Below are 25,360 nucleotides of genomic sequence, written 5' to 3'. Positions count from 1 at the left end.
ATCATGATGACAGCGATGAGTTTGCCCACCACACCGCGCCCGTTGCCATCGCGCTCGATGGCGATCGCCGTTATCGGCGGGTTCGCCTGTGCGCTTGCGATCGGGAAGGCGCCGCCGGTGACGATGGACACCATATCCGGCGCGCTCTCGCCGCTCTGCGCCACAGCCGCCGAAAGCTCGCCGCTCGACAAGGTCGAACCGATCGGCTCCTACGCCCTGCCGAACGTACCGGGCAAACGCGTCACCATCGTGCGCGTGTTCTACGGTCCCGGCGGGTTCTCGCGGCCACATCGTCACGCGGGATCCGTCACCGCCTACATCACCAAGGGCGAGATCCGCTCCCAGCTCGGCGGCGGCCCGGTCGAGACGTTCGGCGTTGGCCAGTCCTTCTTCGAGCCGCCCGGCTCGACGCATCTGGTCTCGGCCAATGCGAGCACCACGGAACCGGCGGAATTGATCGCGGTGTTCGTGGCAGACGAGGGCGCCCAGCTGACGACGTTGCTGGATTGATCCGTAGCCCGGGTGAGCGAAGCGACACCCGGGGCGGTCGTCGCGTGAGTCCCGGATATCGCTTCGCTCATCCGGGCTACGTTACCGGGGTGCTCTCTCGTCAGCCGCCATAGGATGCTGGATCAGGGTTGTCCGACGGGTGCTCGAACGACTTCTTCATCGACACCGGCATGGGCACGTGGAAGTTCAGGCCGCGCGGCGGCACCGGCTCCATGAACCATTTGTTGTAGATCTTCTCGATCTCCGAGCTCTTGTAGAGTTTTGCGGTCGCGCGATCGACCACCGCCTTGAACGGCGCGTCGTCCTTGCGCAGCATGATGCCGTAAGGCTCCGGATCGGAGAACGCGCCGGTGCTGATCGCGTAGAGCGACGGATCCTTCGAGGAGGCGATCATCGCCGCCAGCTGGATGTCGTCCATGACGAAGGCCACGGCGCGGTCGGTCTCGACCATCAGGAACCCTTCGGGGACATCCTTCGCGTTCATCACGGTGATGTCGAGCGAGCGGGCCGCATTGGCCTTGTTGAGCTGCGTGATGTTGGTGGTGCCCGAGACCGAGACGACGGCCTTGCCCTTGAGATCGTCGATTTGGTCGAGCTTCGAAGTCTTCTTGGACACGAAGCGGCTCGCCGTGAGGAAATGCGTGTTGGTGAACCACACTTGTTTCTGGCGATCGGCGTTGTTGGTCGTCGAGCCGCATTCGAGATCGACGGTGCCGTTCGCCATCAGCGGAATGCGGCTGGAGGAGGTGACCAGGTTCTCGTTGACTGCGAGCTTGTCCAGCTTGAGTTCGGCCTTGATCTCCTCGACGATCTTCATGCAGATGTCGATGGCGTAGCCGACGGTCTTCTGCTTTTCGTCGATATAGCTGAAGGGCACCGCACTGTCGCGCACGCCGAGTGTGATCGCGCCGGTGTCCTTGATCTTCTTCAAGGTCCCGCTCAATTCCTGCGCATGAGCCGGCACGCCGAACGTGACGGCCAGAACGGCCGCTATTGTGAGACAACGCATGTGCTTTCCTTCATCCTGTTTGCCCGTTGGGAGGAAAGCAATTCTGAGGCCAGACAATTCTGAGGCCAGACAAGGCTCCGTCATAAGGAGGCCGGGCCGGTCAGGCGGCGTGCGTGCAATTCGCTGTCATAGGACTGTCATCAGACAGTTTGGTTGGCTGTCTAGATGGCGCAAGCAGCGTCAATTCTCCTCGCCGCCCGATCCCTCGCGCAGGTCCGGCTTGAGCACGTCCTCCGGCAGCGCATGCGCCACGGGCTGCGGCGTGCCGGCGATCTCCGGGCCGACCTCGCGGCCGCGGGCGCGGATCAGGCGCTCGTACGCCGAGACCAGCGTGACGTAAGGACTGACCCAGATCCAGCCGTCGCGGGTGAACACCTGCACGTCGAAATGCAGGTGCATCGAGGTGCCGGCGGGATGGTCGAGATAGTTCGAGACCACGCCGATCTTCTCGCCCTCCGATACGATGCGGCCATTGAGCAGGCCATCGGCGTTCAGGGCCTGCGGGTTCATATGCATGTAGCGAAAACGGATGTGCTCGCTCCGGCTGTTGATTTGCAGCGTCACGGCCTGGTCCTTGGAAGCGCGTATGACCCTCGCGTCGCGCACGGCGACGACGGCGCGCTGCTTGGGATCACAGGCTTGGCGGCCCTCACCGGGCGGTGGGCACTCAGCCGCGCGGATGTCCTCGCCCTGATGGCCATAGCCGCCGCCGCATTGCCAGACCTCGAAACTGCGGGACTCGCAGAAATTGTCGCGCCAGGGATAGGCGGTCGTGCTCTCCATCTTGTCGCGCTTGGCATAGGATTGCGAGTGTATGAACGCGGGCGCCTTCTCGAGAGGAAAGCGGATCTGTGCGTAGGCCATCACGTCGGGATGGCCGCCCTGCTTGCGATAACCGGTGTTCGGGATGATGTCGCCGCTCGGCCGGTAGGTGAAATCAGGGGAACGTACCGCAGGACGATCGAGAATGTTGGAAGCGATGTCCGTGAGCGGCCGCATGCGCTGGCCGCCGGCCACGCGCAGCGCCTTCAGGAAGCGTTCGGCGACCGGATAGGCCTCCTTGCAGGCAAGCCGCCGCGGCTTGGCGACGCTGTCGAGGCATTGGATCGACACCACATAGGTGACGCCGAAACGGGTGAAAGCGTAGCGCACATAGCCTTCCCGGATGAACTTGCGCAGGTCCGGGTAGAGCGCCGCGAGCGGTTTGACCGGCTCGCCCTTGCCGCCCGAGGGATCGGCAATGTCATAGACGAGCGCCGAACCCGTAATCTGCACCTCGACCGGCCTTGCGAAGACCCGGCTCGGCATGCCGTCTCCGGTACCAGGCTCGAACGAAAAGGTTGCGCTGTAGCCGGCGGGCCCGGCATCGAACATGTCGACGGAATTGAAGTCGGCCTGGTAGCGCGACAGCACGAGGGGCGCCGGCGCACCATTGCGTTGTGCTTCGAAATACGCGGCAGCGTCGAACGGCAGCAACACGGGCACGGAGCTGCGAGCGATGCCGGTGAAGAATTGCGAGGAGATCGCATTGAGCTGCACCAGCGCCGGCATTGCGCGGGGATCATAGCGCGGCACCGAACGGCGGGGTGCGAAGATGAAATCGTCCGCCGCCCGGGGATGGGCGTTGATTTCGGTGCGGAGCTGGTCGAGCGCCGCGCGCCAATCGACGCGCAGCGCCGTGAGTGAGGGGCTGCGGAACTCATCCGCAGCGAGCGGAGAGGCAATGAACAGCGAAAGCGACGCCAGAAGTTGCAAGACGAAGCGGAAACTTTTCCCAACCACTGTCTCGCCCCCCGGCGGCACCTGTTGCGCTCGCTTTGTCCCCGTCAGTCCTTGGCGCGCTCGGAGTAGGAGCCGTCTTCGGTCATCACGACGATTCGGGTGCCGACGGCGATGTGCGGCGGCACGGTGGTGCGCACGCCGTTGGACAAAATCGCGGGCTTGTAGGACGAGGAGGCGGTCTGGCCCTTGGTCACGGGCTCGGTCTCGACCACTTCGAGCGTCACGCGCTGCGGCAACGCGATCGACACCACATTGACGTCGTGCGTCGACAATTTGACCGTCATGCTCTCCTGAAGATAGGCCGCGGCGTCGCCGATGACGTCCTTCGACACCTGGACCTGGTCATAGGTTTCAGGGTTCATGAAGTGGAAACCGTCACCGTCTTCATAGAGATAGGTGAAGTTGCGTTCTTCGATCGTGGCCTTCTCGACCTGGTCGGTGGTCTTGTAGCGCTCGGAGATCTTTACCCCGTCCGAGATTCGGCGCATTTCGATCTGGCTGACCGGGGTGCCCTTGCCGGGATGGATGTTCTCGGCGGTCACGACGACATATAGCTTGCCGTCTTGCTCGATCACGTTGCCCTTGCGAATAGAACTGGCGATGACTCTCAAAGCTGTATTTCCTGCTTGCTTGGCCCGGCTCGGGCCAGGAGGTGGTCAAATTGATGGGGGACCTGGGGCCCCAAATCAGACCGCGGCACCCGTTTCGGGCCGCAACATACTGGTTTTGCCGTTGGATGCCAGCATTTTGCTGGCCAGCGGAGCAGTCGGGTAATGGCTGGGGACAAGCCGATGTCGCCGTTCTGGTCCCCCTCGCGGCATCTCGACCGCCGGCCGTTCCTTCAGGCCAGGGGAGCCATCACCGGGGCTCTACGGGGATTTTTCGCCGAGCAGGGCTTCATCGAGGTCGAAACCTCCGTTCTCCAGATCTCCCCGGGCAACGAGACCCACCTGCATGCCCCCCGGACCGAGATCATGCGACCCGACGGCAGCCGTGTGAGCCGATATTTGCGGACTTCGCCGGAATTCGCCTGCAAGAAGCTGCTGGCGGCCGGAGAGACCCGGATTTTCGAGTTCGCCCGGGTGTTCCGGGACCGCGAGCGCGGCGACCTGCATTTGCCCGAATTCACCATGCTCGAATGGTACCGGGCAGACGCCCCCTATGACGCCATCATGGCCGATTGCGTCGTCCTCATCGCCCGCGCGGCCCAGGCGACCGGTATCGGCACCTTCGCCTTCCGCGGCCGGACCGCCGATCCCTTCGCCGAGCCGGAGCTTGTGACAGTGGCCGGCGCCTTCGAGCAATTTGCGGGGATGGACCTGCTTGCGACCATTTCCGGCGGCGAGGGCGACCGCGCCTCGCTCGCCCGGGCCGCTGCCGGCAAGGTCCGCGTCGCCGAGGATGACACCTGGTCCGACATCTTCAGCAAGGTCCTGGTCGAGCATGTCGAGCCGCATCTGGGGCATGGGCGTTTGACCATTCTGTTCGAATACCCATCTCCAGAGGCGGCACTGGCGCGCGTGAAGGCGGGCGATCCCCGCGTTGCCGAACGGTTCGAGGTCTATGCCTGCGGTGTCGAGCTCGCCAACGGCTTTGGCGAACTGACCGACGCCGAGGAGCAGCGCAAGCGCTTCAGGCAATCCATGGCGGAGAAGCAACGCCGCTACGGCGAAGCCTATCCGCTGGACGAGGACTTTCTGGACGCGGTCGCGGCGATGCCGGAGGCAAGCGGCGTCGCGCTCGGATTCGACCGGCTGGTGATGCTGGCGAGCGGCGCGCCGCGAATTGATCAGGTGGTCTGGACGCCGCCTGCAAATGAATCGTTAAGCGAGACATGATGAAGAGCAATCTTGCGCGCACATTGCGCGAGCCGGCCGAACTTGTGGCCGAGCAGCTGGTATCAGCCGAAGCGCTGCCGGCGCTCGAACGTGTTGCCGCGCGCTATGCGGTTGCGATCACGCCGGCGCTGGTCGATCTGATCGACAGGTCCGATCCCGACGATCCCATCGCGCGGCAATTCGTTCCGACGGCCGCGGAGCTCGAGATGCAACCGGGCGAGAACGCGGATCCAATCGGCGATCATCCGCACTCGCCGGTTCCCGGGATCGTGCATCGCTATCCCGACCGCGTGCTGTTCAAGCTCGTTCACGTCTGCGCGGTCTATTGCCGCTTCTGCTTCCGCCGCGAGATGGTCGGACCCGGCAAGGAGAACGCGCTCTCGGACGGCGCCTATCGCGCGGCGATCGACTACATCCGCTCGCACGGCGAGATCTGGGAGGTGATCCTGACGGGGGGCGATCCCCTGATGTTGTCGCCGCGGCGGATGAGCGAGATCATGGCGGATCTCGCCGGCATCGATCACGTCAAGATCATCCGCCTTCACACCCGCGTGCCGGTGGCCGAGCCCGCGCGCATCAGTGACGAGATCGTCGCTGCGCTCAAGGCCGAAGGCGCCACCACCTGGGTGGCGCTGCATGCCAACCATGCGCGCGAACTGACGGGGCCGGCGCGTGCCGCCTGCGCGCGGCTGGTCGATGCCGGAATTCCCATGGTAAGCCAGTCCGTGCTTTTGCGCGGCGTCAATGACAATCTGACCGCTCTGTCGGATTTGATGAGAGCTTTCGTCGAATGCCGGATCAAGCCCTATTATCTGCATCACGGCGATCTCGCGCCCGGCACAGCGCACCTGCGAACGACGCTCGCCGAGGGGCAGGATTTGATGCGGCAGCTGCGCGGACGGGTGTCCGGACTGTGTCAGCCCGACTATGTCATCGACATTCCCGGCGGCGCCGGCAAATCGCCGGTGGGACCGAATTACGTGTTGCCGATGCAAAATACCGCACCTGATGCGGGTGATGCGGCATCGGAAACGCGCTATCGTATCGTGGATTATTGCGGCGACATTCATCTCTATCCGCCCGAGACCTGAAGATGCCGGCTTGAGAAATGGAGAGGTAAAATGAGAAGCATCATTTTGGCACTGTCGCTTCTGACGGTGTTCGGCAGCGCCGGCTTCGCGCAGACGGGAAGCAAGGGATCGACGACCTCGGGACAATCGGCGGGTTCTTTGCCGCCTGCGCCCGTCGGTCATCGCCAGCCGCGCGTCGGCGACGTGCCGAACGAGAAGAACCTGAGCGACCCGAACGATCCCCTCAGCAAGGAAAATCAGGCGCTCGACAAGAAGATCAAGAGCATCTGCCGCGGCTGCTAGGCGCCGGGAGCGGCGGGCAGGGTGCGACAGCCTCACCCCGCCCGCGATCGTTCGGTCAGGCGGAGCGCTCGTGCAGCCCTGCGCGCTTGGTGTTGCGCCGGATCTCGACCGCGTCAGCGAGCTGCTTGAGCACGGTTGCCGTGGTCACCCAGTCGATGCATCCGTCCGTGATGCTTTGGCCATAGGTGAGCGGCTTGCCCGGCACCACGTCCTGCCGCCCGGCGACGAGATTGCTCTCGACCATCACCCCCATGATCCGGTTCTCGCCGCCGGAAATCTGCCTGGCGATGTCGGCAGTCACGAGGGGCTGGTTTTCCGGCTTCTTGCTCGAATTGGCGTGGCTCGCATCGACCATCACGAGCGGTGCGACGCTCGCTTTCGCCAGATCGTTGCAGGCCGCTGCGACGCTTGACGCATCGTAGTTCGGCGTGCTGCCGCCGCGCAGGATGATGTGACAATCCTCGTTGCCCGCGGTTGAGGCGATCGCCGAGCGGCCGAGCTTGGTCACCGCCATGAAATGATGCGGATTCGAGGCCGACTTCACCGCGTCCGCCGCGATGCGCACATTGCCGTCGGTGCCGTTCTTGAACCCGACCGGGCAGGACAGCCCCGAGGCCAGCTCGCGATGGATCTGGCTTTCGGTCGTGCGCGCGCCGATCGCGGCCCAGGACACGAGGTCCGCAATGTATTGCGGCGTGGTCATGTCGAGGAATTCGGTGCCGGCGGGCAGGCCGAGATTATTCACTGCCGAGAGCACGTTGCGCGCCAGCCGCAGGCCCTTGTTGATGTCGAAGCTGCCGTCCAGATCAGGATCGTTGATCAGGCCTTTCCAGCCGACCGTTGTGCGCGGCTTCTCGAAATAGACCCGCATCACGATCTCGAGCTGGTCGGAAAGCTCTTCGCGCAAGCTCGCGAGGCGCTCGGCGTAGTCGAGCGCGGCCCTGGGATCATGTACCGAGCAGGGGCCGACCACGACCAGAAGCCGGTCGTCCTGGCCATTGAGGATCGCATGGATGGCGTTGCGTGCCGCCATCACCACGCGCGTCGCCGTGAGCGTGCGCGGGACTTCCCGCGTCACCTCTTCGGGCGTGCTCAGCTCTTTCAGTTCGCGGATACGAAGATCGTCGGTCGTGCTCAGCACGGCGGGCTCCTGTCATTTTCAGACCCTGCCGGCCAATAAAAAAGCCGCCAGGTCTGGCGGCTGTTCGGACTAGATGCTGCAATTTGTCAGATTGAGCGTGATCCTCCCACCGCCAGCGAGCTGTCGTAGCTAAAATACCAATAAAAGCTGGTGGTGGCGGTGATCATGCCCAGTCATATAGCGCGCGATCGGCGGCTTGTCACCCCCAGTAGACGTGACGGCCACGGGGCGCCTCAACTGTTGCTTTTGCGTGCCGCCAGCGCCATCCCGATCAGCGTGGCGCCGCCGAACAGCAGGTTGATGCCGACGAGGATGCCGATCGCCCATTCCGCCGAGCTCGGCAATCCCGTGATCACCATGAACGAGATTGCGATGTCGACGAGGCCCGAGATCAGGAGCCATGACCAGCGGCCGCCCGGCTCGCGGCGATGCTCCAGTGCGTACATGATGGTGGCGACGCCTTCGGCGAGGAAATAGGCGCCGAGCACGATGGTCAGCGTCAGCACGGCCTGCATCGGCCGCGCCAGCAGCAGCAAGCCCGCGAGCACGGCAAGCGCGGCCGAGATCAGCGACCACCAGAAGCCCGGCGTGCTGCGCGCCCAATAGGTGGCGATCAATCCGCCGATGCCGCTGATCAGGAACATCCAGCCGAGGAAGATCGCAATCGCAAGGCTTGCGAGCGGCGGCAGGATCAGCGCGGCAACGCCGAGCACCGCAAGCAGGATGCCTTCGAACAGGAAGGCCTTCCAATGCGCCTTGACCGTCCGGCTCATGGCGGATTGCAGCCGGGAAAAATCCTCGGGCGATGTCATGGGCAGGCTCCGGATCGAGACGTGTGTGCTCGATCTAGTCTAGTACGTGCGCACTGCGCTCGCCACCCCGCGGTTCAGCCGCCGCCGTGTGCCGACGAAAAACCTTCGCTGCTGGTGCGGATGCGGTTGCGGCCAAGAACATAGATCGCGGTCGTGACGATCAGAAGTGCGAGGCCGAGCAGGATCGAGACCAGGCCGATCGGGATCAGGGCCAGCGTCAGATTGCGCTCAGGGTTGATGAGCCAGTGATGGATCGAGGTCAGCACGAAGGCGAGCCCGAGAAAGCCGACGCCGCCACCGGCAAGCAGCAGCGCCCACATCCGGCGGAGCTGGCTGAGGCGCTCCCGCGCGACGTCGGTTCGGGGTGCGTGATGGCGCGCGACGCGCCGTACCAGTCGGATGGCGAAGGCGATCGAGCTGAAGCCGATCAGCAGGCTCGCGCCGCCCAACCACATCCGCAGCGTCGGATCGAGATCCGGCATGCGCTGAAGTGTGAGCAGGGGGAAGTCGAAGGCCGAATGCAGGGCGAGCGGGCCTGCGAAGATCAGCAGGCGGCTGGAGAGACGGGCCCAGTCGCGATGATGGCGGTTCGCACCCAGCGCCGTGCCGGCGCGCGCGATGGTCAGATACGCGCCGGCGATAATGCCGAGCGCGCCGTGGAACGGCACGGTCAGCACGCTGCGCAAGGCGGCCAGCGAGCGCCACATCTCGGCGTGCTGGACCAGATAGGCGAGGTTCTCGTAGGCGGCGAAGCCCAGTCCGACCGCGGCGCCATAGACCACGGTGTCCATCGGATTGGCGAAGGTCCGCCGCTTGGTCGAGGCGACCAGCACGATGGCGATCACCTTGACCGCTTCCTCCGGCAGCGCGACGCCGAAGATCGAGTGCATGGCCAGCGCCGCCCACGGGTTGTCCGGGGCCGCGACCATTTTGGCGAAAGGGGCGCGGGCCAGGCCCAGCAGCGAAATGCTGGCCGCGCCGAGCAGGAACGCGGTCCAGACCTGGGCCGGCGGTCCCGGGCGTTCCTCGGCGGCGATGACAAGCCACAGCATCAGCAGCGCCGGGGCAATGGCGGCCGTTCCGATGACGGTGGGCAACGCTTCAATCAGGTACATCGGCGCCGAAAATAGGTTCCCTTGATCCGCTTATCTACAATGACCGATGCGACCTTGTGTCATGCGCTTGCTGTCGCGTCTCTTAACAAGCGTGACAGCCTACGTTCATCAGGACGGTCGCCGAGGGGTAGAATATGGAGTGCAATCAATCGCATGACAGAACCACCTCGTCATCCCTGACAACGGTCGCGCGCCTGTCGTCGGATCGCGATTGGTAAGTGAGATCAAGGCAATGTGCAGGTTTCTTCGATTCACGATGAACGTGTCGCCGCGGCAAGTCCAGAGCCGGGATAGCCCCCTCCGGGCGAGGCATGGCTTGGCAAGCCGGCCTAGTCACGCTTCGTCGCGCGAGAGGGTGACGAGATCCGGCGTGTCCGGATCTGCTCCAGCTCCCAAAAGGCACGTATGAGGCACGTGCCGAGACAGAGCACGATGAGCAACAGCAGGAAGGCTTGGTCGACGGCGGGGATGTGAGTGGGGATGGGAGTCATGGCAATGATAAAGCAACGCCCGTGCCACGCGTTCCGCCGCGGCCTGTGCTATCTGCAAGGGCCGCCGATCCCAAGCCCGCTTTGACTGTCTCAATGCGTGGTGAAAGGCGGCGGTGCGTCGGGCGCGACGTCGAAGGCGCCGAGATGGAATTCCTCGCCGATGGACGCGTCCGGTTCGGAATGCTGCGCCATCAGCGTGAACGCGGCCTGCGGGTATTGCTTCCAGATGTCGAGATCGCCGGCGGTGATGGTGAGCCAGCCGAAGGTGTACATGTAGCGTCCGGGCTCGGTGACCCGGCCGACCCTGTCCCAGGTAATCTTATCGACTCTGATCTTGTCGACTGCCATTCGGTCCCCCGATCGCAAGTCTGCAGATGATCCACGGCACAAGACGCGGACCTTCAAAAGCTTATCTCGAAATAGGGCTGCGATAGGGCGGCGCGGCCGGAGGATCAGGCCGATTGCAGCATGGGCGAGCGGACGATCAGCCGGACGACGTCATCCCGCGACTGCTTTTCGGCGAATTTGACCGCAAAGCCGTTTTCGAATTTGCGGATCACGCGCCCGACGCAAGCGCCGACCGCAAGCGGAGTTCCCACTGGCGGATCGTATTCGCAGGATATCGCGACACCGGCCGTGGAGACGTCGATGATGAAGCAGGCATGGGTGCTGCCGTCGGCGAGCGTCAGGAAGGTGTGCGCGACCTGCGGCACGAAGCGCGCGTCATTCCGCAGCTCCTGGACGCTGGCGTCCTTCTGCTTCTTCTCGAGCCAGGTCAGCTTTTCCGACATCCAGGCGCGCCGGGCCCGCGTCATGTCGAGCTCCATCAGGAAGCCCGATTTCAGCGTCGCGCTGATGGTGCACTGGAATTCGCCGAAGTCCTGGAAGTAGGAGGTCACGCGCTCGCCGACCTTCCCGACCACGGGAACGTCGACCATCATGCGGAACGGTGAAACGCGGCTGGTGCGGCAGGCGAAGGTCCGGAGCTTGCCCTCGCAATCGTACCAACGCGGCAGCGAGTAGCTGCCACTCACGGTGACTTGTACGGCACGCTGTCTGAGGAACTCTGCGACGGACATGGGCGCCAATCGTGTTTCGGAGGTTTTCCGTAATTCCACGGTAGCAATCAAATTCTAAGCAAATGATACCGGCGCTCACGAGCAGGGGTAAATTTTTGGTAAATGCGCCGACCGGGACGGGCGGCATAGCGCCGCGATTATCGGGCCCGCGACCTCACGATCGCGTCATCCGAGCAGCACCAGCAGGGCCAGCACGCCAAGGGCCATGACGAGCTTGATCGTCGCGCAGGCCAGGCTGCTGGGTCTTCTCTCAAATCCGAACCACGGCAACGCATGCTGCATCGCGCGCGTTGCGAATGCTTCGACGATGGCGAACAAAAGAGCGATTCCGACGAGGAAGAACCATGATGTGTCCGGAAGCATCCATGTCGCGAGCCACGCGGGGACGGACGCTTTCAACGACGCTAGCAGCGCGAACCATCCGAACAGGGATACGAAGCCCTTGATGACGTCGGGTCCGATCGTGCCGGGCTCGAGACGGATGCCGATCTTTCCAAGAGCGAGTTCGATGCGCTCGCCATCGCTGAAGAAGAGGAAGGCGCCGAGGTAGAGCGGAACGCGCGACTGAAACAGGAGCGCGATGATTCCGAACAAAACGGCGTAGCCGTACGCGTCCGCAAGAATGTTCGTGCCGGCCGCCTGCGACGGCGCCGGTGCAGCAGTGGCCCGAGGCAGCGATCTGGCGCGCACCATGTGTTCCAGCATTCTGGCGCGCCGTTCCGGCACGTAGGCTGCCGAACGGTGGATCCATGGTGGCGGCGCCGGCGAGGCAATCGCGGCCTGGTCGTCCGAGGGGGATTCATGCTGCGCCATGGGCCTGCATCCGGTTCCATCAGGACATTGGTCGGAGGCGAGGGGCAGGCAGGTTCATGCGGAGCGGCAGATTTCGCCGTATGTCGTCAGCCCCTGGACCTCGCGCCTCGAAACCGGAGCTATCACGAGCTCCTGGGAGCAGCATCCGCGGGAGGCACGTGCGGCGCCGCAGTCGAATTCTCGGGCACTGGAACGGCCTGTGCTGCAGATGATTCCTGCGGAGTTGTGTTTCGCTCTGGCTGTGCTTTGGCGGGCGCAGGCGGAGGCGCTGGGTCAGCCGATCGCGCTGATCCGAATATATACCCAATGATAGACCCGAGCAGCGCCGTTACCGCCTCAGGCTTCAAGTTGGTAGCCACGGCTATGATCAGGATCGTGGGCAGGATGAAGGTCAGTCCCAGTATCTGAAGGGTGTATTGCCCCAATCTCTCACCCCAAGCGTTCAGGGGCTTTTCCTGATCGCTTCGCAGTATGTTCAAAATGACGAAGAAGCCAAAGCCTAGGATGCCAGCCGCCAGGGCGACTACTGCGAGGAGATTGGGATCAGACATCTGGGAAGGATCCTCTTCGTCTGTTTGGGGGGATTTACGCTGCTTGGTCGTCTCGGTCGATGTGAGGGGCTCGGTCGATGTGGGCGTCGCACACGGTGTCGGCGACGCCGTGAGCTTCGGGCAGGCCGTTGAGGCCGTGGGACAATCCTCTTTGATTGTCAGGGGGGCGCATTTGGCCTGGCTGTCCCGGCCGTCTTTGCCGTCGCGACCGGGTTTGCCGTCTTTTCCGTCGTTGCCGTCTCGACCGTCACGACCGTTTTTGCCATCACGACCGTCTTTGCCGTCTCGACTGGCTGCGACGGGTTGCGCATTCCTGTCTCGGCTGGGGTCGCCGTCTCTGCCATCGCGACCGGGGTTGCCATCTTTGCCGTCGCGGCCCGGGGCGCCGTCCTTGCCGTCGCGGCCGGGGTTGCCATCTTTGCCGTCGCGCCCCGGAGCGCCGTCCTTGCCGTCGCGGCCGGGCTCGCCGTCCTTGCCGTCTCGACCTGGACTACCGTCCTTGCCGTCGCGGCCGGGTTGGCCGTCTCTGGCCGGGTCAGACGTCTTGTCCGGCCCGTTCTGCGGCTGCGTCGAGACCACCGTGATCAATATTGAAGGAGGCGGATCGGACGTCTGTGGCTTCACGCACCGGTCGCTCGGCGGAGGCTTCGGGTGACCGGGGCGCCGCACGAGTGGAGTGCACAGGCGACGGGGGACGACGGTCCGGCTAGCGGTGTGGCTTCGACGTTGCCGGGCGTCGGCCTTCGGAGTCCGCGCCCTCGTGGTGCCGGCTTCGCAGCGCATCATTTCGCAGGGGCGGATTATCAGGAAATCGTTCCGCGCCGTTGCGAGCGCTCCTTGAACGGCGGGCTCACCGCTGCGCTTGTCGAACGGAGAGGCAAATGCGCCGCTGCAGGCTGTTATCGCGATGGACACATACCCAACGACATAAAACAAATGTCTGGCGGCGTGATGCAACATGCCGGGCACAACAGGGAGCTGAAGCAAACTTTGGCGACGCTCTAATGGCTCAAGTCGATCATCAACCACGCCGAGAAGCAAGCTCGGTGCAAAACTTCAGGTAAAGGAGACGTGATCAGACGCGACGGCGCAAGACGTGACGGCGCAAGACATCATGCCGCATGGTCGCGAGACCTTCGCAGGGCGCGGTGATCGAATTTCGGATGATGGCGCTCCCTAGCGGAATCGAACCGCTCTCTCCACCGTGAAAGGGTGGCGTCCTAACCGATAGACGAAGGGAGCAAACCCAGGGCCCCGCCGCTTTTCGCGGCACGGCCGCTGGCCGCCCGAGTCATGCCCGGCGGCTGCAGCGGGCGAACCTATAATGGCCTTTGGCGCCCTCGGCAAGCCGTTCGGGAACGGTCTTTTGGCGCCGGTGGATAGCATCCCGCCCCAGGATCAGTCGGGGCGAATTCAACGGTTTCTTAGGTTCCCTGAGCTAGCGCTGGACTGGGAGAATTTGAGCCGATGCCACCGCCCAAGAAGCGTGCAGCCCGCAAGTCGCTGTCGCAGCGAGCCTGGATCACGCTCGAGGGCGGGTTCGCGGCGCGGCAATGCCTGGTCCAGGACATCTCCGCCACGGGCGCCAAGATCACGCTGGACGAGGATGCGAGCCAGCTGCCGGGCGTGATCCGGATGGCATTCGCGCGCGATGCGCGGACCGGGCGGAGCTGCCAGGTGGTGTGGCGCCGCGGCAAATCGGCCGGCATCAAGTTCATCTGAAGCGCCCCGATAGCGCGCGACACCGGTCCGGGCTAGAACGGCCCGCATGCGTGCGCCGCTCCTCATCCTGATCTCGTTGCTGACCATGTCCGCGGCCGCGGCGGAAGCCTTGCGTCTGCCGCCTGCGGAGCGTCCACAGGCCGGCAAGGCCTTGCCGCTCAAGGGTGCCGGCGGGAGCGCGAAAGCGGGCTCCTGCGCCGCCTATGGCCGCGGCTTCCATCTGGTCGAGAGCACCGGCACCTGCGTCAAGATCGGCGGCTCGATCAGCGTCGAGACCACGATCAGGCGCTGACGCCCCATGCCACCTGATATCATGCGGCCCGAAATCATCGTCCCGTTCGTGATGTATTGCGCGCTGCTGTGGTGGGTCGGCCGCGGCCTGAGCTGGACCGCGCGGCTCGCCACCGCGGCCGTGACGCTCGTGCTGATTTTCTGCGTGCTGCTGTTCGAGCGCGGCTGGCCCTAAACAAAAAAACGCGAAAACAACCCCATGCACAGTAGCCGCCACCTCCCGGCGGCACGCGGCGAAATGCCGATTCATCGTGCTCTCAACGGACTTTAAGCCGCGTCACCGCTCACGACATCGGCGGTGCCACAAATTGCGCAAAACCGGGCCGTTTGCCGAGCTCGGCGAGCCAGCGCGTCAGATGCGGCTGCGCGGGCCGGGTGATGCCCTCGACGCCGAGCCAGCGCCGCGCATAGGCGCCGATCGCGATGTCGGCGAGGGTGAACGCATCGCCGTCCATGAACGGACGCGTGGAGAGCAGACGGTCGGCGATGGCCCAGACCTCGGCGGCAGCATCCGCATCCTTCTGCAGCTGGATCATGTCGCGCTCGGCGGGCGGCGTGCGCACGAGGCCCCAGAACACCGGGCGGTCGACCGGCTGCACCATCGACAGCGTCCAGTCGAGCCAGCGGTCGACGCTGGCGCGCAGTTTCGGCGCCTCGGGATAAATGGGCGTGCCGCGCCCGTGCGCGAGGCAGAGATAGCGCATGATCGAATTAGATTCCCACAGCGTGAAGTCGCCCTCGACCAGCGTCGGGATCCGCGCATTGGGATTCATCGCGAGGTAGTCGGCCTCTCGGGTCTTACCGAACGCCATGCCGGCGTCGATGCGCTCGTAAGCCAGGCCGAGCTCGGCGAGGCACCACAGCACTTTCTGCACGTTGACCGAATTGGCGCGGCCCCAGATCGTCAGCTTTTGGTCCGGCAAATCATCCTCCCCAGGCGTTTCTTTCGGCGCGGGTAATAGCGGAATTCACTGCGGCGAGCGACGCGCGATTGCGCCGATCCTCTCATGCAAAAAGCTCCGCCTGAGGCGGAGCTTTCATTGCAAGGTAAAGCCTGGTCAGGCGATCAGCGGCCGAAGAACAGCCACAGCAGAATGATCACCGGAATCGGCACACCCAACATCCACAACAAAATTCCGCGTCCCATCGCGTCCTCCTCCAATTGCATTGTCGGGGAGAGAACGCCGCAGGTACGGGCTGGTTCCCGCAAAAAGGCTCTACCAATGGCCGATGTTGGGCATCGACGACCACGGCTCCTGCGGTGGCTTCGGATCGCCCTTCTGCAAGATCTCGATCGAGTGCAGATCGGGCGAGCGGACGAAGGCCATGTTGCCGTCGCGCGGCGGCCGGTTGATGGTGACGCCCGCCTTCATCAGCTTCTCGCAGGTGGCGTAGATGTCGTCGACCTCATAGGCGAGATGCCCGAAGAAGCGGTCCTCGCCATACTTCTCCTCGTCCCAATTCCAGGTGAGCTCGACCAGCGGCGCGCCGCGCGTCTGCGGCTGCTTCTTCAGCGCTTCGAGATCGTCCGACGAGCACAGGAACACCAGCGTGAAACGCCCCTTGTCGTTCTCGATCCGCCGCACCTCCGTCAAGCCCAGCGCATCCTGGTAAAACTTCAGCGCGACATCGAGATTGCGCACGCGCAGCATGGTGTGGAGGTATCGCATGGTTGTTGCTCCCTTGAACGGATGGGGTTTTGCTTTGGGCCGGGACGGCGGGGGTAGGAGATAGCAGGAAAATCCCGGGAGGGGCAGGGGGCGGGTGCACGTGTGCGTGAGGGCGAAGCCAGCTGATGAAGTAATCAGCCGGCGAATTTCAATGCACTTTCACCGCAAATCCAGTGCAGCACACGCGCCCCTGGCAATATGTGCGGGCCGGTCTGCTGCCGCGGCCTATTGCGCCGGGAGGCGCTTTCCAGCCTGCTCGATCGGCGGCATGAAGAGCGATACTGCGGTGCCTTCGGGGTCACGAAACTGGAACGTCTTGTTGCCCCATGGCATCGTTTTCAGCTCATGCACCAGCGTGACCTTGTCTTTCAGGCGCTCATAATCCGCATCGATGTCTTCAACCTGAAATTCGATCACGGCGGTGCGGTTTGCGCCGGGCTCGGCACTGTTTTCTTTCCAGAGTGCGACCGTCTCGGCTGCGCCGATCGCCAGGTTGGCGCCCGGGGTCACGATCTTGGCGAACACCGGCGCGAGCCATTCGGCGGAAACTCCGGTGACCATTTCGTAGAACGAAACCATGCTTTTGATGTCGGTGGCGATCAGGCGAGTGGAGGCGAACTTCATGGCATGTCCTTTGGTTGACCGCAGATTTGAGCGGCATCGCGGGGCTCGTCGCACACCGCTGCTGCCACCCTGATGTCAGCAGTCACGACGCCGCGCCGAACGCGCGAACTAAGGGCATGAATTGCGATGGCAGGGCTCAAGCGCTAGACTACGAGCCCTTTCACGCGAAGCGCCCCGCAGCGATAACCGGGCCGTCAGAACGGTGACGCAATCCGCAGAATTGGCCACCTCACTCACGGGTGGACAGGATTGTGTAGCCGCTCGCAGATGAACTCCCCGCGGAGATGACGCGACTAACCGCCATGGCCAATATTCTAGGCGAGCTTCTGTTCGCATTGATCCGCTCGATTGTTGCTGGATGGGCGTATGCGCTCTGGGTCAAACTGGCGACATGGCTCGAGCCGAAAATCCAACGGCGTTGGGTGAAAATTGCCGTAGGAGGCCTCCTCGGCCTGGCAGCCTTTTTCATGATTCCGATACTGATGGGGCTGTTGGGCCTTTGAAGACAATGAAATCCGTTCTCATCCCCGCACTGGCAATCGGGGCGCTCGTCTCGACGGTGCTGCTCGTCATGGAGCAGCTCACCGACTACTCCATCACTGTGATGGCATGGGAGATGCCGGGCATATCTGCAGCTTACCTTTTCTGGGGAGCGGTCGGCAGTTCCGTTTTCCTGGGCGTCGCCATCACTTGGGCCGTGAATGCCATCGTTTACGGGGCCCCCGCCTTCGTTGTCCTCACAGTCATCAAGCTGGCAATCCGCGATCTGCCGAAGTGACAGGATTGAGCTCGGCGGCGGAGCCGTTGCTCAGCGTGTCCAAGAAAATGAGCGGCAACAGGCCATGCAAGGCGCCGGACGCGCCTACGTGATCGTCTGAAATTTTCGCCTGCCTGTGAGCGGCCGGACGGCCGACATCATGAACCACGATGGTGTTCGAGGCGACGAATGCCCGTAAACGAAGGTCTCTCGTCGTGAAATGGTTTAGACGATACGCAGTTGGCTGCCTGATCGCGGTGCTCCTTTTCGCGGGCCGGGACAGCTATAAACGGCCGGGCGAAGACATGCGCTACGGGGCCATCCTTATGGTAGCCGCCGGTTGGCCTGTTGTTGCCGCGATGGTCGTGGGAAGCACCATCGGTGACATCGTCCATGACGTGAAGCAAGGCAAAGCGGGATGAGTGCCCGGCTGGCAAAGCGGACAGGCCGCGATCCCGGCAAACAAGTTTTGGAGCCCACCACGTTTCGTGCGCTCAATTGACGCCCCCATGTCCGGCGAAATGCAGCGCGCTTAACGTTTGTGAATGCCGCGTTGCCTCAACGCCTGCACCTTCCCAAATATCGGCGGCACTTCTGATCATCGATGGAGGCATGTTCTTCCGTCTCACGGGGCGGGCGTGCGTGCCCGCATCGGCGTCCGTCCGCCAACGAGAGTAGTCGTGATCATTGTGAGCTGGGGTGGTGATGTTGCTTCTGGAAGAGTTCAACGAACGAACGCTGTCGCACATGGACAAGGCGTTGGAGTGCGTCAGCGAGATGATGCCCGAGGTGATGGAAGCCTACGCCGCGCGCCGGTATGTCGCCGAACGGATCATCCATTGCGCCAAGCACGAGACACGCGAGATCGACGGCCTCGTCGCGGCCGGTCGGCGTGCGGTCGCTGAGCTGGCTGTCCGGGTCGTCGAAAGCGATTAGCTGCCTGGTCGCGAACAGCGGCAGCGTTCCGGTCAGCCGCCGCCTGTCAATCCGTGTTTCGCAATGCCTGAAGCTGTCTATTTCTCGAGCCCGGCCTTCTGTCGCATCGTGTCGATCAGCTCTGACGCCTCTGCCTTGGTGAGATCCTCCTTGGGGAGGGGCTTGTGCGCCTGCTCGGCGAGGGTCTTGAGGTAGGATTCCTGGGCGCCGGTCATCGGGTCGTCCCCGGAGACCCAATCCTTCGGATCCTTTTGGGTGTTGCCTGCGGTGTTGCCAGCCATCTTGTTTTCAGTCACGGCCATCTCTCCTTTTCAGGCTCAATGCCGACTGATGCTTTTTGTTCCTTATTTGTTCATGGCTGGCCCATGACGCGGCTAGGGCGCACTTTGCCCGGATCAGCGTCGGGAGATGATCACGAAACGGCCGGCATCGATCGGCGTCTGCGCATCAGACTTAGCTTGCGCCCCCAATCGAGGATCGGTGCCTCAACGGCGACGTGCGAGGCGGCGGCGAGACCGATGGAGAGCAGGATAGAGTGCCCGCAACTGCGCGGGGTGCACTCATCAGTTGCCGAGCGGAAATCTATCACGATTGAACCCGGGCGAAGCCCGCCGCGACCAACCGCCATGCTGCAAAGCCTGCCCGGCATCGGAATTGGCTTCGCGGCCCATGTGCCGAGACACTAAAGAGGAATGTCGTGAAGGCGATCACGCTGCTCGCGCGGTGGCGGCCATGCTGCTTGTGGAAGTCTTCGGGTCGAAGGCGAGCGTCGGCGGCTCGATGAGCTTCATGCTGATCTTCGTGCTCGTGATGCTGGCTGTCGCGATCTTCGAGGCGTGGTCGAACAAGCGCGGCGCGATGGGATGGATCGTCAATTTGTTCGCTTCGGTGGTTGGCGGGCTGGTTGCGGTTGCCCTGATCGGAATGGCCATGGAGGCGATGCTGCCTTACCTTCACCTCGAAGGTTCGCTCGCGTCCTCGCAGAATCCCCTGAAATACGTCCTGGTCGCAGCCATTGCGATCTGCATGGTGATGGGATCGTGGCTGCCGCTATGGGCCGTCAACCGGCTTCGTCACTGAAGGGCATCCGGCATAGCGCTCCCTAGCGCTTTGCTTCCTGCTTGCCGCGCCGGATATCCTCGGCTTCGTCCACGAGCTTCAAGGCGGTGCCGTCGTAGCTCAGCTTCAGCCCGCGGCCGACGGTCCATATCCATCCCTCCCGGGCGTCCCTGGTTGGCTGGGCATTGAACTGGTCGGATATCGATTTGACTGCAGCGTCTTTGGCCGCAGCGTCTTGGGGCCCCGGATTGTTCAACTCCGCATTGACGCGCCAGATGGGATGTTTGGGGTCCGGATTCTTGGGGTCAACGTCGTCGGCAAAGATCGTGACCTTGGCGCCGTCGACTGCGCATTCGAGGACGTAGGAATCGCGAAGCTGACGGCAGCGGTAGCGACGTTGCGTGATGAGTTTGTTGGTCTCGTCGAATGTCATTCCGGGCGAAAAGCCGAGAATGTCCGACTTCATCACGAGTGCCAGAGACGAAGGCTTCAGAAAGCCGGGCTGTACCGACACGAGAACGGCAGCAGCAACAACGATCAAGCCGGCGATAACAATGGCAATCTTCATCAGCCCCTCATAAGAAACGTCCGACCATACAACAGCCGAAGCGTTCTACCAGCCATTGCGCTGCATGGTTCGAGCCGCCCGCTGTCTTGGTAGGGCCGCAGATTCGGAAGATCGCATGGGCACGTATCGGCTGGTCATGAACGTAGAAAACCGCCCCTGACATGATCAGGGGCGGCTCTCACCAAACGGGTTTTCGAACGCGATCTAGTGACCGGTACCCGGCTTCGCCGTCTTCGGCGGCTTGCCGTCTTCGATCCGGCCTTCGTTGCGCAGGTCTCGACCTTCCTGAGCCTTCTTCTGGCTCTCGGGGGACTTGCCGTGTTCGTTCATCTCTTCTTTGATGAACCCAGCGCCTTCCTTCACTTTGCCTTCAACGCTCATGACGATCTCCCTTGCTGGAGATGGGGGCAACTCGCGGCGAGAGCTAACCGTCCGGTGCGCGCACGATTGTGAGGCGTGCATTCGCGACAGGTTCCAAAGACCCTTGTCCTGAAAGGCCCTGGTCATGAAATGGCCGCGCCGCCTTGTGGGAAGCGACGCGGCCGGGAGCAGCCGTACAGGAAACCGGCTTACTTCATGTTGCTGCGGGTCCTGGTGCCGCCCTGGTCGCTGCCGGGGCCGGAGCCACCCTGGCCGGAGGCGTCGGGCCTCACCGTTCCGCCCTTGCTCATGCCGTCATGGCTCATACCGGTCGTGCCGCTGCTCATCGTGCCCTTGTCCGTGTTGGTCATGCCGGGCTTCTGCATGTTGTCGGACTGCGGGGCAGGGCCCGTCTGGTTCTGCGCAAAGGCGGAGCCGCACATGAGGCCGAGGGCGGCGGTCGCAATGATGAGCTTCTTCATCTCAAACTCCTGGTTGGTTGCGTGGGCCAACGGGAGCGCAGAAGCCGTGTTCCTAAAACTGGGCGTTCCGGAGTGCAAAAATTCTCGTCTGCGCGCGAACCGCTATCGACTTCGCTTGAAACGCTCTAAGCCGCAATGCGCTGGTCGGCCGGGCCCGTCAGGTGCTTGAGCACTTCCGCATGCTCCAGGTCGGGAACCGCGATGGCGGTGTGGCTGTAGCTCGCATGGGTTCGTGATTTTGCAATCTGGTCCAGGATCTCGCCGCCCTTGATGACGTGGAGGCCCATGCCCTCTCCGGATGGGAAGATCGCGAGCACCACGTCATAGGCGGTGATGACGGCGCGAAGCGCTTCGGCCTTGTCTTCGGCAATTTCGACGAACACGCGAACATCGGCTGCGAGTTCACGCAGCTCGTTAAAATCCAGCACTTTGAGTACTCCAACGCAACGATACTGAGAGAAGCTTGGATGCGTTAGGTTACCGAAGTCTCAACGGCGCGTGCCCGGTCACAGCTTTCTCGACCAGGTGCCCCGAGAAGCAGATAGACGCGCGGGCGTTGCCGCCTGCTCGGCAACGCGCCGGCACGGAAAGAACGTCTGGAACGGGGAGGGACGAAGCGCGCCTCATACCCCTAAGGGCGTCACACGATGCGCGCGTGACTTATGCGCGCTTTACTTGGCGTATCCCTGGGAGCGGAGCCACGCGATCTTGCGGTCGCCGTTGATCCAGTCGTCGGCGTCTGCCTTGCTGGTGAAGCCCTTGATTTCGCGCTGTTCGCTGTCCGGGTAATCCGCCAGGATTTTCCAGTCGTTGTCTGCAATGCGGACGGTTTTGAAGGTCACTTTTGTTTTTGCCATGCTGCATTATGCAGGAGATGACCGGAAAAGAGAACCTGCCTTGTGACGGTCACCCGCGTGGCCCGGGCGGAGACCTCGGGGTCCAGCCTGATCGGAATTGCCCGGCCGGGTCGCCTCGGAAAAGGCGAAAGCCCCGCCTGGGGGAAGCGGGGCTCTCTGATGGGGGTGAAGCTTGGGGACTTCAAAGAGTTAGACGCCTCAGGGCGAAAATGGTTCAAGGCGGAAACGGCGCAAGCTGCGGCATCTTTGCCCGGGCGTCCGCCCCTCCCGCCGAACCCCCTGCTTGCGTTTTGGGCGTCGATGGGTTCTAAGCCCCGTCACTTCATGAAAGTTGGCATGAATCAGAAGCGCGTTGCGCGGTTGGACCGCGTCCTGAGCAAAGCCTGCTCGCGCGCACAGAAGGAAATTCAGACATGGCGAAGATGACCAAGACTCAGTTGATTGATGCAATTGCCGAGGGTACGCAGCTGTCGAAGAACGACGTGAAGTCGGTCATCGAGTACATGGCGACCGTTGGCTACAAGGAGCTCAACGAGTCCGGCGAGTTCGTCATTCCCGGCTTCGTGAAGATGTCGGTGGTGAACAAGCCGGCGACCGAAGCCCGCATGGGCGTCAATCCCTTCACCAAGGAGCCGATGCAGTTCGCCGCGAAGCCGGCGAGCAAATCAGTGAAGGCCTCGCCGCTGAAGGTGGCCAAGGACTCCGTCTAAGGGTTCGCATTGCATTGTGGACGCTCCTTTTTCGCGGAGTGCCGCAATGACTGCTTGCTTGTGCTGAACCAATAAGGAACTCTCTTAGGGAACTCTCAGCCGTCGTCAGGCTTTGCTTCCGAAAGGGAGAAATCACATGACTGGTCTCAGCGAAGTAGAGATTCGAAACCGCGCCTATCACCTCTGGAAGGAGGCCGGCGAGCCCGCGGGCACGATGGACACCTTCTGGTACGAGGCCGAAAAGGAGCTTCTCGCCGAGCGGACCAAGCAAAGCGAAGTCCCACCCGGGATGACCGACAATCTGCCGGTCTGACTTTGCCGGTCTAAGAGGCGGACAGAGGCGAGCATCGACAATTCTCAAAGCAGCCACCCGGCGTAACGCCCGGGTGGCTGCTTTGCTGTTCGGGCCACCGCTTGGATGGCGGCCGCCTCAAAGAAAAACCCCGGGCTTAGGGACCGGGGCTCTTCAAGCTGGTCGGCCGCGTCGCGACATGCCGCCAGCACCACTGCATTCGGCTTGACAACGCGAGACGAAAAAATTCGTTCCGGCTGCTACTCCGCCGACACGGACACGTCGATGATCGCCGGCGTATCGACCTGGCGCTCGCGCCAGACGACGAGATCGCATTTGGGATTGAGCCACTGATACTCGGAGCCGCGCGCCTTCAGATGCGCAAGCGCTGCATCATGTGCGGCGGTCTGGTCCGGCGCCTCGACCATGATTTCCACGGTCTCCTCGATGTGACGCACCACCTCGAAGGCGTAGTATTTTCTGGTCACGGTCCCTCGCTCCGGAATGACTAACGGGGAGGGCGATGGCGCGTTCCCCAAAAGAAAAACCCCGCGCTTTCGCACGGGGCCTTCCTGGCTGGCTGCGATGGGATTTCAGCGCCGCGCCGCCGGCCGCGTTCTCGAACTTAAGGTTGAAAACCCAAAAAGCAACCGCGCCGGCGCGCGGAAGGCTCAAGGCGATGTGGCGAGCGAATTTCGCGGGGAGGGGCTGGACTTTTTGTTCCTATTTTGTTCTAGTGGGCGTCTCTTTTGGCGGTGACCAATGTCTTTTGGGAGGTGCCCATGACTGTCGAGAAACAACGCGAAGTGATCAGGCTCTGGAATCAACTCAGGAAGCTCGAAGGTCCGGCCGCGGAAGAACTCCGCATCCAGATCCTCGAATGCTTTTCGGAGAAAGCTCTGTCGGCGAAGGACACGGTGAAGCGAGCGGCGTGATGAGTCGCACTACGTCGATGACAACAGGCAATCGCGCCTGCCTTCACCGATCGTTAGGAATCGTTTTGCGCTGATTCCTCGACTCCGATTCGTTCTTTGCGAACGAAATGGAGTCGGATGCAGAACAAGCCGTGGCTTCTGTGTCGATGCGGGACATGCCTGTCCTGACCAAGCCGGCGTGATGCTTGGCACAGTCCCGTTCGCCTGTCCTCGCTACGAGATCAGGCGAGGGAGACGCGACATGGATGCGTGCTGGTTTCTCGAGATGTTTGCCGAGATCGCAAAAGTGTTTTGGTACGACCGGCACCCGCGCTTGCGCAAAGGCAGGCCGTCGGTGCCGCAGGTGCCACCGCGATCGAAATCCGAAGACGCGATGTGAGCGCGCGATCGTCGGCGATGATGCGATCGTTTGCGCACAAACGAAGTGTTAAGACTTGCTTCGCGACGATTTCTGCGATTCCGATTCGTTCTTCGAGAACGAAAGGCAGGTGAAGCTGGAACAAAGCCGGACGGCGGATCGCCAGAAGCTTCGGCTTCGAGCTTGAAGCGGCTCGCCGAGTTCTGGAGACGCTTCGCGAACTCCTAACGGAAGATTGCCGCGAAGCCGATAACCCTATTCGGTTAGGTTAAAAGCCCAATCGCGTTGCGCTTGCCGCTGCTTGGGATAGGTGTGTCTGGCGACGTCTGGAAACGACTTTGCCAACAAGCGACTTTGGCCAACGAGCATTTTTGCCAAGAACGAATTCATGACACCTTTTTCAGAACCGAGCTTTTATCAGGGCGACCGCCACACCTACCGGCGCGTCGCCATCGTCGGCACGCTCTTTTGCCTGGCTTTCGTGGTGATCAGCATCTCGCTGCGGCCACAGCTCGAGGACACACGTGTCGCGGTCAAGGCCGACAGGCTGATGCGCACGGCGGGCCAGCCACCGCACACGAATTAACGGTCATCGCCGGAGATCTGATGGTCGGCGCAATTCCCTGGGCACGCGGTGCCGTGTGAGGCGAGCGCCACGAAACCGGCATAACCGGACAGGTTGAGCAGGACTTCGAGCCAAACGGGCATGTCGGCCTCTTTTCTCCTTGAAGGCTACGGCAACGTGCGCGCGAAGCGCATGTTCCCGGACAAGACGGACTGGCGCCTCAAAGCGGAGTGGTGGGGTCGAGCCGCCGGCCAAGAGCGCCTACGGACTCGCTCGACGGCTGTTCCTTAAGGAACTCGGCAATGGCCCGCGCCAACTCACCGTCGCTCATCGGCGTCGGCGGCGGGCGCAGCGTGCCGACACCGAAACTGCGGACGATCTCGTCGTAATGCTGATCGCCGGATCTGGGAACCAGCCTGCGGATACGGGCCAGCAATTTGGATATCGGCACTTTATCCTCCTAGGCGCTCCCCGCTGGCAGCAATTGGGCTGCGTTGCCAATTTGCCGTCCGTGAAACTGAAAACCCCGCCAGCATTGATGATGCTGACGGGGTCTTCGTGCTGTTGCCTCAACCGGATGGCGGAGGCGTCCGCACTTGAACAGACAATTCGCGGAACGCGCGCCGGTTCCATGCGTGCGGATTAATCCGAGCTCGGTTC

38 protein-coding genes and 1 tRNA gene are annotated in these 25,360 nt (G+C 62.7%); 16 read left to right on the top strand and 23 right to left on the bottom strand.

Features of this window, described 5'->3' with window-relative positions; all coding sequences use genetic code 11:
* The first annotated feature begins 6 nt into the window (after positions 1 to 6).
* Positions 7 to 510, top strand: coding sequence for a cupin domain-containing protein (locus tag ACVIN2_RS03195; protein ID WP_456764459.1), 504 nt, complete (start codon positions 7 to 9; stop codon positions 508 to 510).
* Positions 511 to 610: 100 nt separating this feature from the next.
* Here ACVIN2_RS03195 and ACVIN2_RS03190 read toward each other — a convergent pair whose 3' ends face one another.
* The 3 genes from ACVIN2_RS03190 to efp form a co-directional block, all read right to left on the bottom strand.
* Positions 611 to 1,519, bottom strand: coding sequence for an amino acid ABC transporter substrate-binding protein (locus tag ACVIN2_RS03190; RefSeq protein WP_456764458.1), 909 nt, complete (start codon positions 1,517 to 1,519; stop codon positions 611 to 613).
* 180 nt (positions 1,520 to 1,699) lie between these two features.
* The gene (locus tag ACVIN2_RS03185) at positions 1,700 to 3,322 is read right to left on the bottom strand and encodes a M23 family peptidase (protein WP_456764457.1); all 1,623 of its coding nucleotides are present in this window, start codon (positions 3,320 to 3,322) and stop codon (positions 1,700 to 1,702) included.
* A 23-nt stretch (positions 3,323 to 3,345) separates the two neighbouring features.
* Positions 3,346 to 3,912, bottom strand: coding sequence for an elongation factor P (gene efp / locus ACVIN2_RS03180; protein ID WP_027569909.1), 567 nt, complete (start codon positions 3,910 to 3,912; stop codon positions 3,346 to 3,348).
* Between the two features lie 162 nt (positions 3,913 to 4,074).
* Between efp and epmA the strand changes: the two genes are divergently transcribed.
* From epmA to ACVIN2_RS03165, 3 genes are read left to right on the top strand one after another with little or no spacing between them, the layout of a single operon-like run.
* Positions 4,075 to 5,139: an EF-P lysine aminoacylase EpmA gene (gene epmA / locus ACVIN2_RS03175; RefSeq protein WP_456764456.1), complete on the top strand. Its 1,065-nt coding sequence runs from the start codon at positions 4,075 to 4,077 to the stop codon at positions 5,137 to 5,139.
* The gene (locus tag ACVIN2_RS03170) at positions 5,136 to 6,230 is read left to right on the top strand and encodes a lysine-2,3-aminomutase-like protein (protein WP_456764455.1); all 1,095 of its coding nucleotides are present in this window, start codon (positions 5,136 to 5,138) and stop codon (positions 6,228 to 6,230) included. Before epmA ends, ACVIN2_RS03170 begins: the two co-directional genes overlap by 4 nt.
* Positions 6,231 to 6,260: 30 nt before the next feature.
* Positions 6,261 to 6,512, top strand: a complete 252-nt coding sequence (locus ACVIN2_RS03165; RefSeq protein WP_027569912.1) for a hypothetical protein — start codon at positions 6,261 to 6,263, stop codon at positions 6,510 to 6,512.
* Between the two features lie 55 nt (positions 6,513 to 6,567).
* Here the strand turns inward: ACVIN2_RS03165 and ACVIN2_RS03160 are convergent, their stop codons facing one another.
* The 8 genes from ACVIN2_RS03160 to ACVIN2_RS03125 form a co-directional block, all read right to left on the bottom strand.
* Positions 6,568 to 7,653, bottom strand: coding sequence for a 3-deoxy-7-phosphoheptulonate synthase (locus ACVIN2_RS03160; protein WP_456764454.1), 1,086 nt, complete (start codon positions 7,651 to 7,653; stop codon positions 6,568 to 6,570).
* 233 nt (positions 7,654 to 7,886) lie between these two features.
* Positions 7,887 to 8,465, bottom strand: coding sequence for an HdeD family acid-resistance protein (locus ACVIN2_RS03155; RefSeq protein ID WP_456764453.1), 579 nt, complete (start codon positions 8,463 to 8,465; stop codon positions 7,887 to 7,889).
* 74 nt (positions 8,466 to 8,539) lie between these two features.
* On the bottom strand, positions 8,540 to 9,580 hold the full coding sequence (locus ACVIN2_RS03150; RefSeq protein WP_456764452.1) for a PrsW family glutamic-type intramembrane protease: 1,041 nt from the start codon (positions 9,578 to 9,580) through the stop codon (positions 8,540 to 8,542).
* A gap of 581 nt (positions 9,581 to 10,161) precedes the next feature.
* Complete coding sequence (locus tag ACVIN2_RS03145; protein ID WP_456764451.1) at positions 10,162 to 10,419, bottom strand: hypothetical protein; 258 nt, start codon at positions 10,417 to 10,419, stop codon at positions 10,162 to 10,164.
* A 104-nt stretch (positions 10,420 to 10,523) separates the two neighbouring features.
* Positions 10,524 to 11,150 (bottom strand): PilZ domain-containing protein, encoded by a 627-nt coding sequence (locus ACVIN2_RS03140; RefSeq protein ID WP_456764450.1) that lies wholly within the window; start codon positions 11,148 to 11,150, stop codon positions 10,524 to 10,526.
* A 165-nt stretch (positions 11,151 to 11,315) separates the two neighbouring features.
* On the bottom strand, positions 11,316 to 11,876 hold the full coding sequence (locus ACVIN2_RS03135) for a hypothetical protein (RefSeq protein ID WP_456764449.1): 561 nt from the start codon (positions 11,874 to 11,876) through the stop codon (positions 11,316 to 11,318).
* Between the two features lie 209 nt (positions 11,877 to 12,085).
* Positions 12,086 to 13,138 carry a hypothetical protein gene (locus ACVIN2_RS03130; protein WP_456764448.1) on the bottom strand — a complete coding sequence of 351 codons (1,053 nt, stop codon included), beginning with the start codon at positions 13,136 to 13,138 and terminating at the stop codon, positions 12,086 to 12,088.
* A 543-nt stretch (positions 13,139 to 13,681) separates the two neighbouring features.
* Positions 13,682 to 13,756 (bottom strand) — tRNA-Glu (locus ACVIN2_RS03125).
* Between the two features lie 225 nt (positions 13,757 to 13,981).
* Between ACVIN2_RS03125 and ACVIN2_RS03120 the strand changes: the two genes are divergently transcribed.
* From ACVIN2_RS03120 to ACVIN2_RS03110, 3 genes are read left to right on the top strand one after another with little or no spacing between them, the layout of a single operon-like run.
* Positions 13,982 to 14,236, top strand: coding sequence for a PilZ domain-containing protein (locus ACVIN2_RS03120; protein ID WP_456764447.1), 255 nt, complete (start codon positions 13,982 to 13,984; stop codon positions 14,234 to 14,236).
* A 46-nt stretch (positions 14,237 to 14,282) separates the two neighbouring features.
* Positions 14,283 to 14,528: a hypothetical protein gene (locus tag ACVIN2_RS03115; RefSeq protein WP_247462030.1), complete on the top strand. Its 246-nt coding sequence runs from the start codon at positions 14,283 to 14,285 to the stop codon at positions 14,526 to 14,528.
* 6 nt (positions 14,529 to 14,534) lie between these two features.
* Positions 14,535 to 14,702, top strand: coding sequence for a hypothetical protein (locus ACVIN2_RS03110; protein WP_007591410.1), 168 nt, complete (start codon positions 14,535 to 14,537; stop codon positions 14,700 to 14,702).
* Between the two features lie 109 nt (positions 14,703 to 14,811).
* Here ACVIN2_RS03110 and ACVIN2_RS03105 read toward each other — a convergent pair whose 3' ends face one another.
* The 3 genes from ACVIN2_RS03105 to ACVIN2_RS03095 all read right to left on the bottom strand — a co-directional run bounded on the left by ACVIN2_RS03105 (position 14,812) and on the right by ACVIN2_RS03095 (position 16,821).
* The gene (locus ACVIN2_RS03105; protein ID WP_456764446.1) at positions 14,812 to 15,450 is read right to left on the bottom strand and encodes a glutathione S-transferase family protein; all 639 of its coding nucleotides are present in this window, start codon (positions 15,448 to 15,450) and stop codon (positions 14,812 to 14,814) included.
* Between the two features lie 294 nt (positions 15,451 to 15,744).
* Positions 15,745 to 16,197: a VOC family protein gene (locus tag ACVIN2_RS03100; protein ID WP_456764445.1), complete on the bottom strand. Its 453-nt coding sequence runs from the start codon at positions 16,195 to 16,197 to the stop codon at positions 15,745 to 15,747.
* Between the two features lie 225 nt (positions 16,198 to 16,422).
* Positions 16,423 to 16,821 (bottom strand): VOC family protein, encoded by a 399-nt coding sequence (locus tag ACVIN2_RS03095; protein WP_456764444.1) that lies wholly within the window; start codon positions 16,819 to 16,821, stop codon positions 16,423 to 16,425.
* A gap of 302 nt (positions 16,822 to 17,123) precedes the next feature.
* On the opposite strand from ACVIN2_RS03095, the gene ACVIN2_RS03090 reads away from it, so the two are divergent.
* The 4 genes from ACVIN2_RS03090 (at position 17,124) to ACVIN2_RS03075 (ending at position 18,514) form a co-directional block, all read left to right on the top strand.
* Positions 17,124 to 17,324: a hypothetical protein gene (locus tag ACVIN2_RS03090; RefSeq protein ID WP_063994334.1), complete on the top strand. Its 201-nt coding sequence runs from the start codon at positions 17,124 to 17,126 to the stop codon at positions 17,322 to 17,324.
* A 5-nt stretch (positions 17,325 to 17,329) separates the two neighbouring features.
* The gene (locus ACVIN2_RS03085) at positions 17,330 to 17,599 is read left to right on the top strand and encodes a hypothetical protein (RefSeq protein ID WP_456764443.1); all 270 of its coding nucleotides are present in this window, start codon (positions 17,330 to 17,332) and stop codon (positions 17,597 to 17,599) included.
* A gap of 149 nt (positions 17,600 to 17,748) precedes the next feature.
* Positions 17,749 to 18,000, top strand: a complete 252-nt coding sequence (locus tag ACVIN2_RS03080; protein WP_456764442.1) for a hypothetical protein — start codon at positions 17,749 to 17,751, stop codon at positions 17,998 to 18,000.
* Between the two features lie 280 nt (positions 18,001 to 18,280).
* Complete coding sequence (locus ACVIN2_RS03075; protein ID WP_456764441.1) at positions 18,281 to 18,514, top strand: hypothetical protein; 234 nt, start codon at positions 18,281 to 18,283, stop codon at positions 18,512 to 18,514.
* A gap of 77 nt (positions 18,515 to 18,591) precedes the next feature.
* On the opposite strand, the gene ACVIN2_RS03070 is transcribed toward ACVIN2_RS03075, so the two are convergent.
* Complete coding sequence (locus tag ACVIN2_RS03070) at positions 18,592 to 18,816, bottom strand: DUF3072 domain-containing protein (RefSeq protein ID WP_456764440.1); 225 nt, start codon at positions 18,814 to 18,816, stop codon at positions 18,592 to 18,594.
* Between the two features lie 430 nt (positions 18,817 to 19,246).
* Here ACVIN2_RS03070 and ACVIN2_RS03065 point away from each other — a divergent pair, with 430 nt between their 5' ends.
* Positions 19,247 to 19,594: a hypothetical protein gene (locus ACVIN2_RS03065; protein WP_456764439.1), complete on the top strand. Its 348-nt coding sequence runs from the start codon at positions 19,247 to 19,249 to the stop codon at positions 19,592 to 19,594.
* A gap of 22 nt (positions 19,595 to 19,616) precedes the next feature.
* On the opposite strand, the gene ACVIN2_RS03060 is transcribed toward ACVIN2_RS03065, so the two are convergent.
* From ACVIN2_RS03060 to ACVIN2_RS03040, 5 genes are all read right to left on the bottom strand, one after another.
* Positions 19,617 to 20,141, bottom strand: coding sequence for a hypothetical protein (locus tag ACVIN2_RS03060; protein ID WP_456764438.1), 525 nt, complete (start codon positions 20,139 to 20,141; stop codon positions 19,617 to 19,619).
* A gap of 204 nt (positions 20,142 to 20,345) precedes the next feature.
* Positions 20,346 to 20,522: a hypothetical protein gene (locus ACVIN2_RS03055; protein ID WP_456764437.1), complete on the bottom strand. Its 177-nt coding sequence runs from the start codon at positions 20,520 to 20,522 to the stop codon at positions 20,346 to 20,348.
* A gap of 188 nt (positions 20,523 to 20,710) precedes the next feature.
* Positions 20,711 to 20,983 carry a hypothetical protein gene (locus tag ACVIN2_RS03050; RefSeq protein WP_456764436.1) on the bottom strand — a complete coding sequence of 91 codons (273 nt, stop codon included), beginning with the start codon at positions 20,981 to 20,983 and terminating at the stop codon, positions 20,711 to 20,713.
* Between the two features lie 125 nt (positions 20,984 to 21,108).
* On the bottom strand, positions 21,109 to 21,411 hold the full coding sequence (locus ACVIN2_RS03045; protein ID WP_007610128.1) for a hypothetical protein: 303 nt from the start codon (positions 21,409 to 21,411) through the stop codon (positions 21,109 to 21,111).
* Positions 21,412 to 21,654: 243 nt separating this feature from the next.
* Positions 21,655 to 21,840, bottom strand: coding sequence for a hypothetical protein (locus ACVIN2_RS03040; protein ID WP_007591378.1), 186 nt, complete (start codon positions 21,838 to 21,840; stop codon positions 21,655 to 21,657).
* Between the two features lie 413 nt (positions 21,841 to 22,253).
* On the opposite strand from ACVIN2_RS03040, the gene ACVIN2_RS03035 reads away from it, so the two are divergent.
* On the top strand, positions 22,254 to 22,550 hold the full coding sequence (locus ACVIN2_RS03035; protein ID WP_007591377.1) for an HU family DNA-binding protein: 297 nt from the start codon (positions 22,254 to 22,256) through the stop codon (positions 22,548 to 22,550).
* Positions 22,551 to 22,686: 136 nt separating this feature from the next.
* The gene (locus ACVIN2_RS03030) at positions 22,687 to 22,863 is read left to right on the top strand and encodes a DUF2934 domain-containing protein (RefSeq protein ID WP_084462276.1); all 177 of its coding nucleotides are present in this window, start codon (positions 22,687 to 22,689) and stop codon (positions 22,861 to 22,863) included.
* Positions 22,864 to 23,102: 239 nt separating this feature from the next.
* Here the strand turns inward: ACVIN2_RS03030 and ACVIN2_RS03025 are convergent, their stop codons facing one another.
* Positions 23,103 to 23,330, bottom strand: coding sequence for a hypothetical protein (locus tag ACVIN2_RS03025; RefSeq protein WP_456764435.1), 228 nt, complete (start codon positions 23,328 to 23,330; stop codon positions 23,103 to 23,105).
* Between the two features lie 294 nt (positions 23,331 to 23,624).
* Here ACVIN2_RS03025 and ACVIN2_RS03020 point away from each other — a divergent pair, with 294 nt between their 5' ends.
* Together ACVIN2_RS03020 and ACVIN2_RS03015 are read left to right on the top strand one after the other, a co-directional pair.
* Complete coding sequence (locus ACVIN2_RS03020) at positions 23,625 to 23,777, top strand: hypothetical protein (protein WP_456764434.1); 153 nt, start codon at positions 23,625 to 23,627, stop codon at positions 23,775 to 23,777.
* Positions 23,778 to 24,523: 746 nt separating this feature from the next.
* Positions 24,524 to 24,721 (top strand): hypothetical protein, encoded by a 198-nt coding sequence (locus tag ACVIN2_RS03015; protein WP_456764433.1) that lies wholly within the window; start codon positions 24,524 to 24,526, stop codon positions 24,719 to 24,721.
* On the opposite strand, the gene ACVIN2_RS03010 is transcribed toward ACVIN2_RS03015, so the two are convergent.
* Both ACVIN2_RS03010 and ACVIN2_RS03005 read right to left on the bottom strand, forming a co-directional pair.
* Complete coding sequence (locus ACVIN2_RS03010; protein WP_106943514.1) at positions 24,718 to 24,843, bottom strand: hypothetical protein; 126 nt, start codon at positions 24,841 to 24,843, stop codon at positions 24,718 to 24,720. The genes ACVIN2_RS03015 and ACVIN2_RS03010 overlap by 4 nt on opposite strands.
* Positions 24,844 to 24,920: 77 nt before the next feature.
* Complete coding sequence (locus ACVIN2_RS03005) at positions 24,921 to 25,151, bottom strand: hypothetical protein (RefSeq protein WP_007610151.1); 231 nt, start codon at positions 25,149 to 25,151, stop codon at positions 24,921 to 24,923.
* Between the last annotated feature and the right edge of the window lie 209 nt (positions 25,152 to 25,360).

The organism is Bradyrhizobium sp. USDA 3650, assembly GCF_054057395.1.
The sequence above is the reverse complement of the archived record's forward strand: the minus strand, read 5'-3'. Positions and strand labels throughout refer to the sequence as shown.